At 59.3% G+C, this 15,267-nt stretch carries 15 protein-coding genes; 7 read left to right on the forward strand and 8 right to left on the reverse strand.

Features of this window, described 5'->3' with window-relative positions; translation table 11 throughout:
- Positions 1-33 precede the first annotated feature (33 nt).
- From TU74_RS08705 to TU74_RS08730, 6 genes are all read right to left on the reverse strand, one after another.
- Positions 34-912: an SDR family oxidoreductase gene (locus TU74_RS08705; RefSeq protein ID WP_047274802.1), complete on the reverse strand. Its 879-nt coding sequence runs from the start codon at positions 910-912 to the stop codon at positions 34-36.
- Positions 913-922: 10 nt separating this feature from the next.
- A complete protein-coding gene (locus tag TU74_RS08710; protein WP_047280566.1) occupies positions 923-2,074 on the reverse strand; it encodes an acetyl-CoA C-acetyltransferase in 1,152 nt (383 codons plus the stop codon).
- A gap of 3 nt (positions 2,075-2,077) precedes the next feature.
- On the reverse strand, positions 2,078-3,133 hold the full coding sequence (locus TU74_RS08715) for an acyl-CoA dehydrogenase family protein (RefSeq protein ID WP_048376066.1): 1,056 nt from the start codon (positions 3,131-3,133) through the stop codon (positions 2,078-2,080).
- An 8-nt stretch (positions 3,134-3,141) separates the two neighbouring features.
- Complete coding sequence (locus tag TU74_RS08720) at positions 3,142-4,296, reverse strand: acyl-CoA dehydrogenase family protein (RefSeq protein WP_048376068.1); 1,155 nt, start codon at positions 4,294-4,296, stop codon at positions 3,142-3,144.
- Between the two features lie 10 nt (positions 4,297-4,306).
- The gene (locus TU74_RS08725; RefSeq protein ID WP_047274965.1) at positions 4,307-5,059 is read right to left on the reverse strand and encodes an enoyl-CoA hydratase family protein; all 753 of its coding nucleotides are present in this window, start codon (positions 5,057-5,059) and stop codon (positions 4,307-4,309) included.
- Between the two features lie 168 nt (positions 5,060-5,227).
- Positions 5,228-5,770 (reverse strand): PadR family transcriptional regulator, encoded by a 543-nt coding sequence (locus TU74_RS08730; RefSeq protein WP_047277146.1) that lies wholly within the window; start codon positions 5,768-5,770, stop codon positions 5,228-5,230.
- Positions 5,771-6,324: 554 nt separating this feature from the next.
- Here TU74_RS08730 and TU74_RS08735 point away from each other — a divergent pair.
- The 7 genes from TU74_RS08735 to TU74_RS08765 all read left to right on the forward strand — a co-directional run bounded on the left by TU74_RS08735 (position 6,325) and on the right by TU74_RS08765 (position 14,437).
- Complete coding sequence (locus tag TU74_RS08735; protein WP_048376070.1) at positions 6,325-6,822, forward strand: CS1 type fimbrial major subunit; 498 nt, start codon at positions 6,325-6,327, stop codon at positions 6,820-6,822.
- Between the two features lie 103 nt (positions 6,823-6,925).
- Positions 6,926-9,451 carry a TcfC E-set like domain-containing protein gene (locus TU74_RS08740; protein WP_048376072.1) on the forward strand — a complete coding sequence of 842 codons (2,526 nt, stop codon included), beginning with the start codon at positions 6,926-6,928 and terminating at the stop codon, positions 9,449-9,451.
- A 37-nt stretch (positions 9,452-9,488) separates the two neighbouring features.
- A complete protein-coding gene (locus TU74_RS08745; protein WP_241485552.1) occupies positions 9,489-10,706 on the forward strand; it encodes a hypothetical protein in 1,218 nt (405 codons plus the stop codon).
- A gap of 38 nt (positions 10,707-10,744) precedes the next feature.
- Positions 10,745-11,485 (forward strand): pilus assembly protein, encoded by a 741-nt coding sequence (locus tag TU74_RS08750; RefSeq protein ID WP_047291560.1) that lies wholly within the window; start codon positions 10,745-10,747, stop codon positions 11,483-11,485.
- Positions 11,485-11,973 carry a hypothetical protein gene (locus tag TU74_RS08755; RefSeq protein ID WP_047277152.1) on the forward strand — a complete coding sequence of 163 codons (489 nt, stop codon included), beginning with the start codon at positions 11,485-11,487 and terminating at the stop codon, positions 11,971-11,973. The genes TU74_RS08750 and TU74_RS08755 overlap by 1 nt, the downstream gene beginning before the upstream one ends.
- Positions 11,974-12,083: 110 nt before the next feature.
- Positions 12,084-13,256: an acyl-CoA dehydrogenase family protein gene (locus TU74_RS08760; RefSeq protein ID WP_048376074.1), complete on the forward strand. Its 1,173-nt coding sequence runs from the start codon at positions 12,084-12,086 to the stop codon at positions 13,254-13,256.
- Entirely contained in the window at positions 13,253-14,437 is a 1,185-nt protein-coding gene (locus tag TU74_RS08765; RefSeq protein ID WP_047291381.1) for an acyl-CoA dehydrogenase family protein, read from the forward strand. Before TU74_RS08760 ends, TU74_RS08765 begins: the two co-directional genes overlap by 4 nt.
- Before the next feature lie 9 nt (positions 14,438-14,446).
- On the opposite strand, the gene TU74_RS08770 is transcribed toward TU74_RS08765, so the two are convergent.
- Both TU74_RS08770 and TU74_RS08775 read right to left on the reverse strand, forming a co-directional pair.
- Positions 14,447-14,644: a hypothetical protein gene (locus TU74_RS08770; RefSeq protein WP_047291379.1), complete on the reverse strand. Its 198-nt coding sequence runs from the start codon at positions 14,642-14,644 to the stop codon at positions 14,447-14,449.
- The gene (locus TU74_RS08775) at positions 14,641-15,111 is read right to left on the reverse strand and encodes a hypothetical protein (protein ID WP_047291377.1); all 471 of its coding nucleotides are present in this window, start codon (positions 15,109-15,111) and stop codon (positions 14,641-14,643) included. Before TU74_RS08775 ends, TU74_RS08770 begins: the two co-directional genes overlap by 4 nt.
- Positions 15,112-15,267: the final 156 nt, after the last annotated feature.

Raw genomic sequence — 15,267 nt, forward strand, 5'->3', positions numbered from 1 at the left:
GGTTGTGACTCTCTTGTGTCAGGTTTCAATCGTTCAGCTTCCCCACACCCGTTGCGCTGTGGGCGCTTCGGCAAGGATCTGATCCAGCGCGTGCCCGACTTCTTCAGGCCGCCATTGCGCCCCTTTGTCGCGCGTCACCCCGGTACGCCAACCGTCGCCCAACGACAGGCGTCCGCCCTGACTTTCGATGATTTGCCCGGTGACATGGCCCGACAACGCGCTGCCCAACCACACCACCAACGGCGCCACGTTTTCCGGCGCCCAGGCATCGAACCCACCGTCCTCGGGCTTTTTCACCACCTCGGGCATCGCACTTTCGGTCATCGAAGTCCGGGCTGCAGGCGCCAAGGCGTTGGCCGTCACGCCGTAGCGCGCCAGTTCCGCCGCCTGCACCAGCGTCAATGCGGCGATCCCGCCCTTGGCCGCGCTGTAATTGGATTGCCCCACTGAGCCCTGCAAACCGGCCCCCGAGCTGGTGTTGATGATGCGCGCCGCCACCGGTTGCCCGGCCTTGGCCTGATCGCGCCAGCGCTTGCCCAAAATCGTGGCCAGGCAAAAATGCCCCTTCAGGTGGACCCGCATCACGGCGTCCCAATCCTCTTCACTGAGGCTGATAAACATGCGGTCACGCAGAATCCCGGCGTTGTTTACCAGCACGTGGACCTCGCCAAACGCGGCCAGCGCGGCGTCGACGATGCGCTGCGCCGTGGCCACTGTGGTGATGTCGTCAGCGTTGGCGATGGCCTGCCCGCCGCCCTCACGGATTTCTCCGGCCACCTGTTCGGCGGCATCGTGGCGAATGTCATTGACCACCACATTCGCGCCTTCTTGCGCGAACGCCAGCGCATAGGCGCGCCCCAGACCACCGCCCGCCCCCGTGATGATCACGGTCCGTCCTTCACAAATCGCCATCTCGCTGCTCCTAAAGACGCTCAATAATTGTCACGTTGGCCTGCCCGCCGCCTTCGCACATGGTCTGCAAGCCGTAGCGGCCGCCACTGTGTTCCAGTTGATGAAGCAGGCTGGTCATCAGCCGCGCACCGCTGGCACCCAACGGGTGACCGAGGGCAATGGCGCCGCCATTGGGATTGGTGCGGGCCGGGTCGTAATCGAGTTCGCGGGCCCATGCCATCACCACCGAGGCGAAGGCTTCGTTGATTTCCACCACGTCGATCTCGTCCATGCGCAGCCCGGTTTTCTTCAGCGCGGCGCGGGTGGCGGCAATCGGCGCGGTGAGGTGCCAGATCGGGTCATCGCCCAGCACCGATACATGATGAATACGCGCGCGCGGGGTGAGGTTGTAGCGTTTGAGCGCGGCTTCGGAGACCACCAACAGGGCGGCCGACGCATCACAGGTCTGGCTGGAAACCGCCGCGGTAATGGACGGAAACTCGGCAGACACCGGCTCCAGCTCGGCCATTTTGGCCAGGCTGGTATGCCGGGGCGTTTCGTCGTCCACCAACCCTTCACACGGCACGATTTGAGCGGCAAAACGACCGTCGGCCTGCGCCTGCAACGCACGACGATGACTTTCCAGCGCATAGGCTTCCATCTGCTGGCGGCTGAGCTGCCAATGATCGGCAATCCGCTGCGCGGCATAAAACTGGTTCACCGGCTGATTGCCAAACCGGGCCTGCCAACCCTTGCTGCCGGAAAACGGGTCGCTGAAACCCAGCGGCTGTCCCGCCAGCATCGCTGACGAAATCGGAATCTGGGTCATGGTTTGCACGCCGCCCACGGCAATCACGTCCTGGGTGCCACTCATGACCGCCTGTGCCGCAAAGTGCAGGGCCTGTTGCGATGAGCCGCACTGACGGTCAATGGTGGTGCCCGGTACATTCATCGCCAGGCCCGCCGCCAGCCAACTGGTGCGGGCGATGTCACCGGCTTGCGATCCAATGGTGTCGACGCAACCGAAGATCACATCATCGTATTCGTCGGCGGGGATCGCGTTGCGCGCCACCAGCGCCTTGAGCACATGGGCGCCGAGGTCGATGGCATGCACATGGGCCAGCGCGCCTTTACGCTTGCCGGTCGGGGTGCGCAGCGCGTCCACAATGTAGGCTTGGGGCATGGTTTATTCCTCGAAGGTATGGCCGGGGCCCAGGGGTGCGCCGCTCAGGACATGGGCGGCCACCCGGGCTTTATGCAGGGCGCGGTCGCCCCACGCGTTGTCGAGCGCCCAGGCGCGCTTCATGAACATTTGCAGGTCGACTTCCCATGTGTAGCCCATGGCGCCGTGTACCTGAATGCCGTGACGCGCGGCCAGCCAAGCGGCTTCGCAACAGGCCAGGCGCGCCTGCGAGACCCACACGTGGGCCGTGCTCTGACCCTGCGCCAATGCATAGGCGGCGCGGTAGAGCACCGGTTTGGCAAACTCCAGTTGCGTGGCCACATCGGCCAGGTGATGTTTGACCGCCTGAAAGCTGCCGATGGGTTTGCCGAATTGCTTGCGCTGGGCGGTGTAATCCACCGACAGGTCTAGCATGCGTTGGGCCAGCCCCAGCAACTGACCCGCCACCGACAACGCGCCGCGACTGAGTGTGTGCGCCCATAACGTGCGGCCCAATTGGCCTTCGGCCACCAACGTGGCGGCACTCGGTTGCCAGCAGACCTGTGCCAGACGCCGTGAGGCATCGAGGCTGGTCAGGTGGTGCACATCGACCTGCGAGCGCGGCACGGCATGCACTTCATCGTCGTGGGCCAGGAGCAACAGGTCCGCATGCCCGGCGTCGGCCACCCACGGGTTAACCGGGTGGCCGACGGCAACCCGCAAGCTGCCGTCGGCAATGCCCGCCAGCCATTCGCCGCGCTTGAACACGCTGGCCGGCAACCCGGCAATCAGCGCGCAGGCCACGTAGGCCGTGTCGGCCAACGAATCGGGGATCGCGTAGTAACCCAGTTCCTGGGTCATCAGGGACCACGCCACGTCGTCCATGCCCAAACCGCCATAGGCTTCTGGCACCGACAGCGCGGTCAGGCCCTGCTCGGCAATTTTGTTACGCAAGTCCGGGGAGCGGCCGGCGTCAGTTTCCCAGATTTCGCGCAGCATTTCCGGCGCGGCTTCGGTCATCAGAAACCGGCTGATGGCTTCGCGGAAGGTGAGTTGGTCGTCGCTAAAGGTAAAGTCCATACCCGCCCTCACTTCGGCAGGCCGAGCATGCGCTCGGCAATGATGTTGCGCTGGATCTCGTTGGTTCCGGCGTAGATCGGCCCGGCCTGGGCGAACAGGAAGCCTTCGAGCCAGTCATGGCCATCGCTGGCGGGCCCGGTCAGCTCACCCTGGGCACCCAGAATGCGTAGCGCGGTTTCGTGCAGGCGCAGGTCCAGTTCCGACCAGATGATTTTGTTGGTGCTCGATTCGGCGCCGATCTGCGCGCCACGGCTCAGGCGCCCGACCGTGTGATAGGCCGACAAGGCATAGGCTTGCGCGTCCATCCAGGCTTTGCACACGGCCTCGCCCAAACCCGGATCGCGGTCGGCGCTTGCGCGGTTGGCCTGGTACAGTTCCACCAGTTTTCGCGCGGTGTATTGAAAGCGCGCCGGGGAACGTAACAACAAGCCGCGTTCGAACCCGGCAGTGGCCATTGCCACATGCCAGCCCTGCCCTTCCTCGCCGATGAGGTTTTCCAGCGGGATGCGCACGTCATCAAAGAACACTTCTGCAAACGCGTCTTTGCCGTTGAGTGCCTTGATCGGGCGCACCGTCACCCCCGGTGCATTGAGCGGGACCATGACAAATGACAGCCCATGGTGACGGCTCGAAGCCGGGTCGCTGCGAAACAGGCCGAACAGCCAGTCGGCAAAAATGGCGCGCGTGGACCAGGTTTTCTGGCCGTTCAGCACATACCCTTCGCCGTCGCGGGTGGCTTTGCTGGTAATCGCGGCCATGTCGGAACCGGCGTTCGGCTCCGACCAGCCTTGCGCCCACATGTCCACACTGGCCGCCATGCGAGGCAGAAAGCGTTTTTTCTGGGCCTCGGTGCCGAACTCCATCAGGGTCGGGCCCAACAGTAACTGGCCGTTCTGGTTGACGCGCATGGGCGCTCCGGCGCCGTAATACTCTTCTTCGAAAATCAGCCACTCGATCAGGTCACAGCCCCGCCCGCCCAGCTCCGTGGGCCACATGACCATCGACAGCCGGTTTTCAAACAACGTGGCTTCCCATTGCCGATGCTGTTCGAAACCTTCGCGGGTGTCATAGCTGGCCAGCGGCGCCTTAGGCGCATGGGCGGCGAGCCAGTCCCGCACTTCCTGGCGAAAGGCTTTTTGTTGCGGGGAGTACGTCAGATCCATCGTCAGCACCTCAAAATGTGGCGTCGCGTTTTTCGACAAACGCGCGGCGGGTTTCAGCGGAGTCCGCACAGGTGTAGGCCTGCAGCGTGAACCCCTGCTCCCAGCGGTATTTATCTTCCAGATTGCCGTCTTCGATGCCGTTGAGCGCCTCTTTGGCGATACGGATCATGGCGGGGCTTTTGCTCGCGATGGTGCGGGCGATCTGCAAGGCGGTTTCACGCAGTTGCTCGCGGGGCACCACGCGCTCGATGAAACCGTACTGTTGCGCCTCGACGGCGCCGATCTTGTCGCCCGTGAAAAACAGGTAGCGGACCTTTTGCACCGGAAACAGACGCTGCAAATGCGCCCCGCCGCCCATGGCGCCGCGGTCGACTTCAGGCAAGGCGAACGTGGCACATTCAGACGCCAGCACGATGTCGGCCGCGCCGGTAATACCGATCCCGCCGCCCAGGACAAAACCATGCACCGCCACGATGACCGGCACCGGGTTGCGGTGTACGGCTTTAAACGTGGCGTAGTTGCCTGCGTTGACGTCAACGATCAGTTCCGGGTGCGCGTCCAGTTCCTTGATGTCGACACCCGCGCAAAACCCCCGTCCTTCGGCGCGAATCACGATGACCCGCACCTCGGGGTTTTGCCCAAGGGCATCCAGGGTGTTGGCCAGTTCCCGCCACTCGCGACTGTTGAGCGCGTTGACCGGCGGCCGGTCGATCACCAGTTCAGCGACGCCCGCGTCGATACTGGTGTGAAATGCGGTAGAGATTGCGCTGTTCACATGTGCTCCTGAGGTGGCGAAGGCATGGGAGCAGTATGCGAACGCGCGCGGTCAGGATCATCGTCCGTTGAGACTAAACCCGCCCGCCCGAAACAACGTGCGGGGCACTGCCGCAGGCCAGCCGCACGTGGCCGCTTGCCCTGCGACAGCCTGCGGTTATTCGCCGTCTACGATGGCTTTGGCCGTGTCGTTGAGCAGGTTGTGTACCCGCTGGATTTCCTGGGGGCTCCAGTGGCCCTGATGGAGCTGCAAGGCATGGCGCAAATTGTGGATCGCCTGATGAATTTCCGCGGGCCGGTCCTGGCCGCGTAATGAGCGGCGGCTGACGTCAATCCGCATCCAGACGCCATTGAGCGCCACGGTCTGCTGGCTTAAAGACCCGCGTCCGGTATCGGTAATCCGATACTGCTTCTTGTCGCCATGGACGCTGACTTCCACCAGTTGCCCTGCTTCCAGATGAGCCAGGGTGGGGTAAATGACGCCGGGACTGGGACTGTAAGCGCCGTCAAACAACGCTTCAATCTGCAAGATCAGGTCATACCCGTGACAGGGCTGCTCGGCGATCAGTGCCAGTAACAACAGTTTTAAATCACCCGGAGCAAACACCCGTGGACTTCGAATCCCGCGCTCACGGCCACCGCGCCTTTCAAGTCCATCCGAATTTTCCTGCCCCCGCCGAACTGTATATTGACTGAACATAAGCCCTCTCTCCTCGCGTTAAAAAAAGCAACATAAAACACAACTTAAAACACAACTCAAGCCACTCTAATCCCGCAATAGAAAGACATAACTTACTTGACCGCCTGCGATATAGCTTAGTTAACCACCTAAACTATTACACTTATTTACCCTTACGACATAACGCAAAAAAATCGGTTAAAACCGCGCGCCTGACGTTGCACGCCACCCTGACGGCCATTATCAATGATATCAAATTGATATCTAAACGCCATCCAACTGAAAAATATGAGCTTTATACGATAAAAATACACATCCATCATCACTAAAAGAAAATTCGTACAGATCAAATAGCACTTAAGCCACAATATGAAAAGACAAGTACTACTCAAAACCACATAGGAAACTTAAATAACTTAGTTAATACTTTGGCCGCTCTAAAAGTTCACCACCCTCCGAATCATTTCGGAACACCCACCCTGCTTTATGCACTTCCCGGCTTTATTGAATGGCCGAGACGTGTTTAAACATCTGGTGACTTATTGCACTTTTCTTACTCACACTGGACATCAAACATGTTGAATAAAATTGTTGCTGCTTCACTGTTCGCCTTAACAATGGGTTCAACGGTTGCCCATGCAGCCGGTGAAGCCAGCAGCCTGATCAATATCAAAGCGACCATCCCGACCAAAACCTTCTACGTCCTGCCCCACGACCCTGAGTTTGGTAAGGATGAAACCCTGCACTACAACCCGGTCAACAGCACCCTGAGCAGCTTGAAACAGCCGTTCAATGTCAAAAACACCGACGGTTCCATTCACGCCTACATCGAAGGAGGCCCAGCCAGCCTGTTTAACGGCAACCCAACCCAGAACATCGCGCTAGCGACCAGCTTCAATGGCGTGACACTGACGGCTACACCTCAAGAAGTGGTAAGCGATGCGGCCTCGACACCAGGGACCCGGGCTGATCTGGTCATCACCCCCACCGCGCTCGATGAGGAACACGTCGGCGACTACACGGCGTCGTACACCGTGATTTTCGACAACGTACCCCGCGTCGTCACGCCATAACCCGTCGCCCTGCTGGCATGAACCCTTCAATCATGCTTGGCGCCCGGAGCCTCTCCGGGCGCTGCGGGGCGCTTAAACGGCCTGCAATCAGAGAAACTCGTGAATGTTACCGATGACTCCCATCGCGGCAGCGCTTGCCTTGATTTTCGGCAGCTGCGCGTTTGCTGCTACCGCGGCATCCGGCACCACGCCACGTAGCCTGCTGGCCCAGGCCAAGGGCTTGCCTGCCGATTTCGAAGAACACCTGTTTGATGTCCCACTGGCTGTTCAGGTGGAGCGCGATCAACAACGGGTGGGTGAAGCGATGATCGTCCTGACCCGCGATGATCGACTGACCCTGCTTGAATTCACCGACCACGAAGGCAGTCAACTGTCGCTCGACGAGCTTGACACCTGGGCCACTTACCTCAAACAAGGTGTGCCATTGGGCACTTGCACGGGCGAGTGCCCGGAGCAATTACTGGCCGTGCATTACGACCTGGAGAACTCACGGCTCTCCCTGCTGACTGAAAACGCGGAACGCGAAAACCAGATCAGCCAGTACTACGAACTCCCCGCGCAGGGTAGCCGGGGGCTGATCATGCGTAACCAGCTCAACCTCAGTGGTGGCCAGGAAGAAGACCTCGGCGGGCGTTTCGCGCTGCAAGCCAGCAGCAGCCTGGGCAATTGGACCCAGGGCTTGAACCTGCAACTCTCGCGCCAAGGCGGGCCTGACGACAGCACGCTCTACCACGCTGTTTATGAAGCGTTTACGCAACGCGAGCTGGAAGGCAGTTTTTTACGCTTGGGCTATTTCACCCCGACCGCCGAGGGTTTGACCCGGCAGATCCGCACTTTTGGCGCCAACCCCGACACCGCACTGGGGGTGATGTACGGCAGCTCCGACAGCCTGGCAATCACACAGCCCAAACCCAGTATTTATCCCGTGTACGTCACGGCCAATCGTCAGGCCACCGTGGAGATCTACCGCAATGGCCTGCTGATCAACACCCAGATGGTCAACGCCGGCTTGCAAAGCCTCGACACCCGCCCACTCCCGGGCGGTATCTATGAAGTGCAGGTGCGGCTGATCGAGGATGGGCAAATCACCAGCACCACCCCGGAACTCATCTACAAACCCAATAACTGGCGCAACCCTGACCAGCGCTGGCGGTACAACGTCTTCGCCGGGCGCGAAAGCAAACTGCTGAGTAATTGGGAGGAGCAAGCCAGCGGCGAGATGACCGCCGGGGCCTCGCTCAATTATTTGCTGCATCCCCGGGTGGTAGTGGGCGTGTCCGGCCGTCAGGTCAAACAGGACCTGCAACTGGGCACCTCGGTGGATTGGTCCATCTCCAACAACGCCAACCTGTACGCCAATGTCTATGAGACCGAAAACTATGGCACCGGCATTGACCTGAACGGTCTCTACAACTACGGCAGCGGGAGTCTGGTGTTCATCCACACCCGCAGTTGGCTGGACACCCGCCAAACCTATGAAACCTTGCCCGACGGCACACGCATTCGGCAGCGCTCGGTGTTCATTGGCCAGACCAGCAACTCATCCCTTGCCCTGAACCACCGCCTTACCCCGAAAAGCAGCGTGAATGCCCGGTTGTCCCATAGCCAGGGTTATACCGACGGCATAGGGCTGGATCTGGGCTGGACGCAGGTCACCCACTGGTTTGGCAGCGACGGCAACTGGCGACTTTCGGTATTTGACCGTCCCGCCAGCATCAGCTCCGGTGCAGCCCGCAATCGTGGCTTTGACTTGACCTTCAGCCTGGCACTCGGCGCGCCGGGCGAGCGTTGGTCCGCCAGCGTGGGCAGCCGCACCGACCGTGACGGCGGACGCGACAACAATGCATCGCTCACCTACAGCAAGGACTTGACCGGTCACGCGTTGCAAAGTGTCTCGGCCACCGTTTCCACTGACACCTATGGGCTGGGCCTTGCCGGTCGTGCCAGCGTGCAGACCGAGACGCTGAACGGGGACGGGTTTGTGCAACGCTCGTCCTATAACGGCAACTTGACGGGCGGCCTTAACCTGGAGAGCACCTTCGCGGTCGGCGAAGGCAAAGCGGTCATGACCAGCCAGCATCAGGGACAAGGCTCAGGGATGATTGTCGACGTGGTGAGCGATGTGGAAGACATTCTGTTACGCGCTGACGACCTCAGTGGCGGCAGTACAACGTTGCGTCCCGGACGTAACTTCGTCCCCATCACCGCTTATAAAAGCAGTTCATTAAGTTTCGATTTTGAAGGCAACCACGCTCCCGCGGCCACCATTGAACCCGCGCGCAAGCGTTATCACTTGAATAAAGGGGGCGTGGACTATCAAACCCTGCAGGTCATGCAAACCGTCACAGTACTGGGCCGCCTGATCGATCAAGCGGGCAATCCGCTCAAGGGTCATCACATCTTCAATCACGCCAGCCGGGGTGTCAGTGAAGTGGACGGGTTCTTTTCAATGGAATTGAACGCCAAGGCGCCGACTCTGGAAGTACGTCGTGGTGAACAATTGTTATGCAAATTCCGTGTGGACATGACCAACCCCCCGCTGGAGAACAGCGTCATGATGATGGGTGATCTGGTCTGCACACCCGAGACATTGGCCAATACCGCGCTGCCGATAAAGCGTGCCGGGTAATGCATCCGTTTAATGTTAATGCCATGAGGAACACCCCGTGAACCTGCTTTTATCCGTTCGACTACTCGGCGTGATGTTAGTCATGAGTGCGCTCCCTGTGGCAGCCGCCACGCTTAATATCACCGCTGTTTTTAAACCCGATCCGTCTAAACCCAATCACAATGTGTTTGAAAACACGACGCCGAATACCGGGTTCTGCCGCTATCACTCCTGGTATTGCAGGCAGAACAACTTTTTCAGCCTGAGAGCGGTACCCACCATTTATGCCACGGGCCCCATCACCGCGAATCATGAGAACCCACGACAAGGCGTCATGTTAAAAGCACCTGCACAATGGCGTGACGTAAACGTAACCAACAGCGCTACAGGCCACCAGGAAACAGTCAAAATACGCATCGCTTCATTGGTGACCGATCCCGTTGTGGGGCTGGTTGGCGGTGGGGTTTCAACCTCAGAGGCTCATGCCTTGTTATTCGGAACAAAACTATCCGTAGCGCCCGCCCCGTGTAAGGCGTTAAGCCCTGGCTGGACCTTTAACGACATATCGTTTGATTTTTTCTGGGGGTTTGCGGTCAGTGGCGAGTGTGCAAAACAAGCGAAATTCGACATTCCCAAGTCACGCCTCAACTACATTGAAATCTCGTATGAAATCAATACCCCAAACCCGTTAAAAATGTCAGCGGGTCAATACACCGGCACGAGTACGTACACGCTGGGCCCTCATCAGGACATCGACATGGGTGACAACTTCCTGCCCAACGACCCCACCTTGATCATCCAGTTCACATTAACCGTTGACCACAATCTTAAAATTGAAATACCACCGGGCGGTAATAATATCGTCCTTGAACCCAAAGGGGGTTGGCAACTCTGGAGTTTGGGGCGACGCCCGGAAAAACTGTTACGCGATCAAACGTTCCTGATCCATACAAGTTCACGCTTCAAAATGCAATTGGCCTGCGAGCGTATTATTGGCGATACCTGCGGCTTGAGTAACAGCCGTCAGCATGAAGTACCTATCAATGTATCGGTGTCATTGCCCAACGGATTGCGACATGCCAATGGCGCGTCGGTTAATCACCAGCCGTTGTTGTTGAGTGGTGCCGGAACCGAGCTATTTGAACCCACGCAATACGTGGATCGAAAACCGGGAACCTTGCACTTCGAAATAGACAAACAATACGTCGCCGAGATGTTATTCCAGGAGGGCACGTATAACGGCAGTGTCACCGTCATCTGGGATTCCGAAGTTTAAACACCCAAACCGCACACTTTTTTGAGAATAAGAACATGATGAAAACAATGACGGGAATTATGGGCGCGTGGCTCATCTCCTTGAACTGTATGGCCGGGCCAACTATCAATGTCGGGATGGTGTATGACTATCTGGACGGGGATAAAAGTACGTATTTGAAGCGCGTCTTCAACGGCGGCGACAGCACCGCTTTTGTCAGGGTGTCGATCAAGGAAATCCTCTACAAGGCCGACGGTTCCTCCGAGGAAGTGGAGGTCAAAACCCAAACAGACAAACGCGTGCGCGACGGTTTGATGTCCAGCCCCGCGCGCCTGATCGTGCCGCCCAACGGTACTCAAGGTGCGCGGCTGTTATTCATGGGTGATCGTGAGCAGGAGCGCTACTTCCGCGTGCGTTTCATCCCCGTGGTGCCCGAAAAAGAAGACGAGTTTGCGCTGTCATCCGAAGAGGCCCGTGACTATAAAAAAACCTTGTCGGCAGGCGTGAATGTATTGGCCGGCTACGGCACGGTGTTCTTTGTCAGGCCCAAAGAGACCCGCTTTGATACGCAGATTGAAAACACACCGAACCATTACCAGCTGCGTAATCAAGGCAACAGCGTAGTCGTGGTCGACGAGTTCAAGGACTGCGCGTCCAGCGACAGGCTGCACTGCAAGCCCACTACCAAAACCCACGTCTTGCCGGGGCGGACGCTGCGGTTCGACAAGCAGCCAGGACGTCATTACCGGTTCACGCTGGTGGAAGGCCGGGCGCAGAAAGTTATCGAGGTCAAAGCCTGATGTTCCAGACGCGCTTGCGGGCAGTGCTGCTCACCGCGACAGCCCTGTCCTTGTGTACATCCGTGACTTATGCGGCCCGCGAAGAACACCAGTTTGATGTCAGCGTAACCATCCCGACCTTCGAGTTTTATGCCATCCCCGCGGACCCCGAGTTTGTTCTGCGCGAACAACCAATGCGCTGGAACTTGGTCAGTTCAACCCTTGAGCCCCTGCGTACGCAGTTCGATATGATCAGTTCCGCGGGCGCCATGACCGCCCGACTGGGGTATGAACCCGTCTTGTCGAATGGCAACACCACCTTTGCTCTTCGGGTCACGTTCAACGAGCAGGTGTTGACGTTATTCGACAGCGTCGTGGTGTCTGCCGCCGACGCCTATAACGGCATACGGGTACCGGTACGCATCGACGCCCTGCCCCCCGCCGAGGGGTTTGAGCCAGGGGACTATTACGGCAGTGTGCAATTGATCTTCGATACCGCAGCCCCTTGATGGCATTGGGTTACAGGCTTCAAACGGACTAGTCCGGGTCAGGGTGTTCGCTGTTCTGAGGCCACTTCATGCTAGCGCCTTGATCTCAAGCATTAGGATGAGGAGCCGGTATGCAGCTTGCCCTGACAGATGAGCAGCGGATGATCCAACAATCTGCCGAGCGCTTTCTGGCGCAAGTCGCCAGCTCCGCAGCCGTGCGCAGCGCCATGGCCAGTGAGCGCGGGCACGACCCGCAGACCTGGGCGCGCATCGCCCGCGAACTGTATTGGCCCGCACTGGCGATTCCTGAAAGGTACGGCGGATTGGGGCTGGGCTTTGCCGAAGTCTGTCTGCTGCAGGAACAATTGGGCCGCTGCCTGCTGCCCTCAGCGTTCTACGCCACGTGCTGCCTCGCTCTGCCGGCTTTGCTGCTGAGCCGAAACGAAGCGCTCAAATCCCGTTGGCTGCCGTTGATCGCAGCCGGCGAGGTCACTGCCAGCCTGAGCTACACCAATACGCAGCGCTGGGATGACAGCAGCATCGTGGTCTATGCCACCCCTCATAAAGATGGCTACCAACTCTGTGGCCAATACCTGAATGTGATCGACGGCGCCGACTGCGATCTGTTGATTATTGCGGCACGCACGCCGGGCAGCGTCGGGGAAGCCGGGATACGCCTGTTTGCCCTGCCTGCCGACACGCCGGGCCTGATCAGGCAAGCATTGCCCACACTGGATCAAACCCGGCGTCTGGCGAACATCACCCTGGATAACGTCGTACTCAGCGATGACCAATTACTCAGTGAGCCGGGCCAGGGCTGGGCCTTGCTGTGTCAAACCCTTCAATTTGCGTGCGTGGGGCTGGCGGCCGAACAAACGGGCGGCGCCCAACAGTCGCTGGACATGACCCTGGCCTACATCAGCGGGCGCCAGCAATTCGGGCGTAGCATTGCCAGCTTCCAGGCCATCAAACACCGCTGCGCGGACCTGATGCTCGCGGTGGAATGCGCACGTTCGGCCAGTTACTACGCCGCGTGTATCGCCGATGCCTGTCTGAACATTGATGCAGATCCCCAGGTGCGCGGGCAACTGGCTGAAGCCGCCGCCACGGCCAAAATCCACGCCAGCGAAGGTTTCTTCCAGTGCGCCAGCGAGTCGATTCAATTGCATGGCGGTGTGGGGTTTACCTGGGAGTACGACCCGCATTTGTACTTCAAGCGTGCGCGCGCCAGTGAACAACTGTGGGGCGCGCCCGCGTTTCATCGCGAGCAATTGGCCAGACAGATCTTCGGGGAGCAGGCATGAATATTGGCTTCAGCGCGAAAGACGAACAGTTTCGTCAACACGTGGCGCAGTGGATGCAACAGCACCTGAGCGGTGAATTCAGCACCCTGCGTTTTCGCGGCGGGCCGGGCGATGAAGATTTTGCCCCGCTGTTACGTAAACGCTGGGAACAAGAGCTGGCCAAAGGCAGCTGGATAGGCGCCGGCTGGGCCACCGAACACGGCGGCCAGGGGTTGAGCATCAATCAGCAGGTGATTTTTTACGAAGAGTACGCACGCGCTGGTGGCCCGGGACGCATGGGGCATATCGGCGAAGGCCTGGTGGGCCCGACGTTGGCGGCCTTCGGCACGGCGCACCAACAACAGCGGTTTTTACCGCCGATTCTGGCCGGTCAACAGTTTTGGTGTCAGGGGTATTCCGAACCCGGTGCGGGTTCCGATCTGGCCAACATCACCACCCGCGCCAGCTTCGACACGCAACGCAATGAATGGTTGATCAGCGGGCAAAAGGTCTGGACCTCACTGGCCCATGAAGCCGACTGGTGTTTTGTGCTGGCGCGAACCGAACCCGCGAGCAAGGGCCATCACGGGCTGTCCTTTTTGTTGGTGCCCATGGCCCAGTCCGGGATCACGGTGCAGCCCATCAAGCAATTGACCGGCACCAGTGAGTTCAATGAAGTGTTTTTCGACCAGGCGCGCACCTGTGCAAGCAACCTGATCGGTCAGCCCGGCGAAGGCTGGAAAATCGCCATGGCGCTGCTGGGGTTCGAACGTGGCGTCTCCACCCTGGGCCAGCAGATGCAGTTTCAGAATGAACTGGACGAGGTGGTGCGCATTGCCAAAGCCAATGGCGCGGCGCAAGACCCGGTGCTGCGCCAGCGCATTGCGCACGCCTGGAGCGGCTTGCGCGTGTTGCGCTACAACTCGTTGCGCATGTTGTCCGGCCCACAGGACGGGAGCCTGCGGCCCGAGGCGACGATCTACAAACTGGCGTGGTCCACCTGGCACCTCGAACTGGGCAAGCTGGCCATGGACGTGCTGGGGCCACAGGCCGAGCTGCTGGCGGGCGCGCCTTATGAACTGACACGCCTGCAATCGTTGTTTTTGTTCACCCGCGCCGACACGATCTACGGCGGCAGCAACGAGATTCAGCGCAATATCATTGCCGAGCGCGCCCTCGGGATGCCCAGGGAGCGGCGCTGAACCTGATCGTCAGGCCGCGTCCTGCAGCCGGGCCAGTTCACGACGCACCATGCTTGCGTAGGCTGCCGGGCGCAACGTGTACAACTGCCCGGCGACCCACGTAAGCCACCCCTTGCCCATCTGGGGCTGGCAGGCCAACAGCTCGATCGCCTTGGCGGTCGCCTGTTCCTGATGCTGGCGATGAAACTCGCCGCGTGAGCCTGTCACTCTTTACTGGCCTTGAAGGTCAACTCACCTTTGCGCCACTTGGCCGCTTTGGCAGTGACCGCCTTCAGGGTTTTGCTCAGGCCGGTGGCCAGTTGTTCATGGGCGGCGAACACCAGCATCACCCGCTGACCTTCCTTGAACACAATTCCTTCGCCTTGCGGCGTGGTGACATAGGCATAGTCGCCAATGCCATAAATCGTCATTTTGATCTCGCGGAACTTGAGTTCGAACTTCCCGCCTTCACGGCTGGCAAGTACCGCCGCACTGAAATGATCCCCCACCTTTAACTTCAAGCCAGGCTTGTCATCGACGACCAATGCCGCGTCGGTATCGATTTCGGCCATGTAGGTGTCTTCAGCCGTCTGCTCGGTGACATACACAAAACGGGATTGAAACAATTTGACCAGACGCGCTCGCAGGTCACCCAACACAAATAACGCGTGCATCTCCAGATTGCTGACTGCCAACGAAAAACCCTCGAAAAATGAAGTAAGACTGCCAAAACAAAAACAGGCAGCCCATAGCAAGCCTTGACTTGCCGGTTGTGAAATCTGCGTTCGACAAAACCTTCTGAAGCCGTGGCTCAGAAGTGACTGCAAGCAATCAACGTGATGGATTCCCGC

Origin of the sequence: Pseudomonas lundensis (genome assembly GCF_001042985.1) — a bacterium.
Classification (GTDB): Bacteria; Pseudomonadota; Gammaproteobacteria; order Pseudomonadales; family Pseudomonadaceae; genus Aquipseudomonas; species Aquipseudomonas lundensis.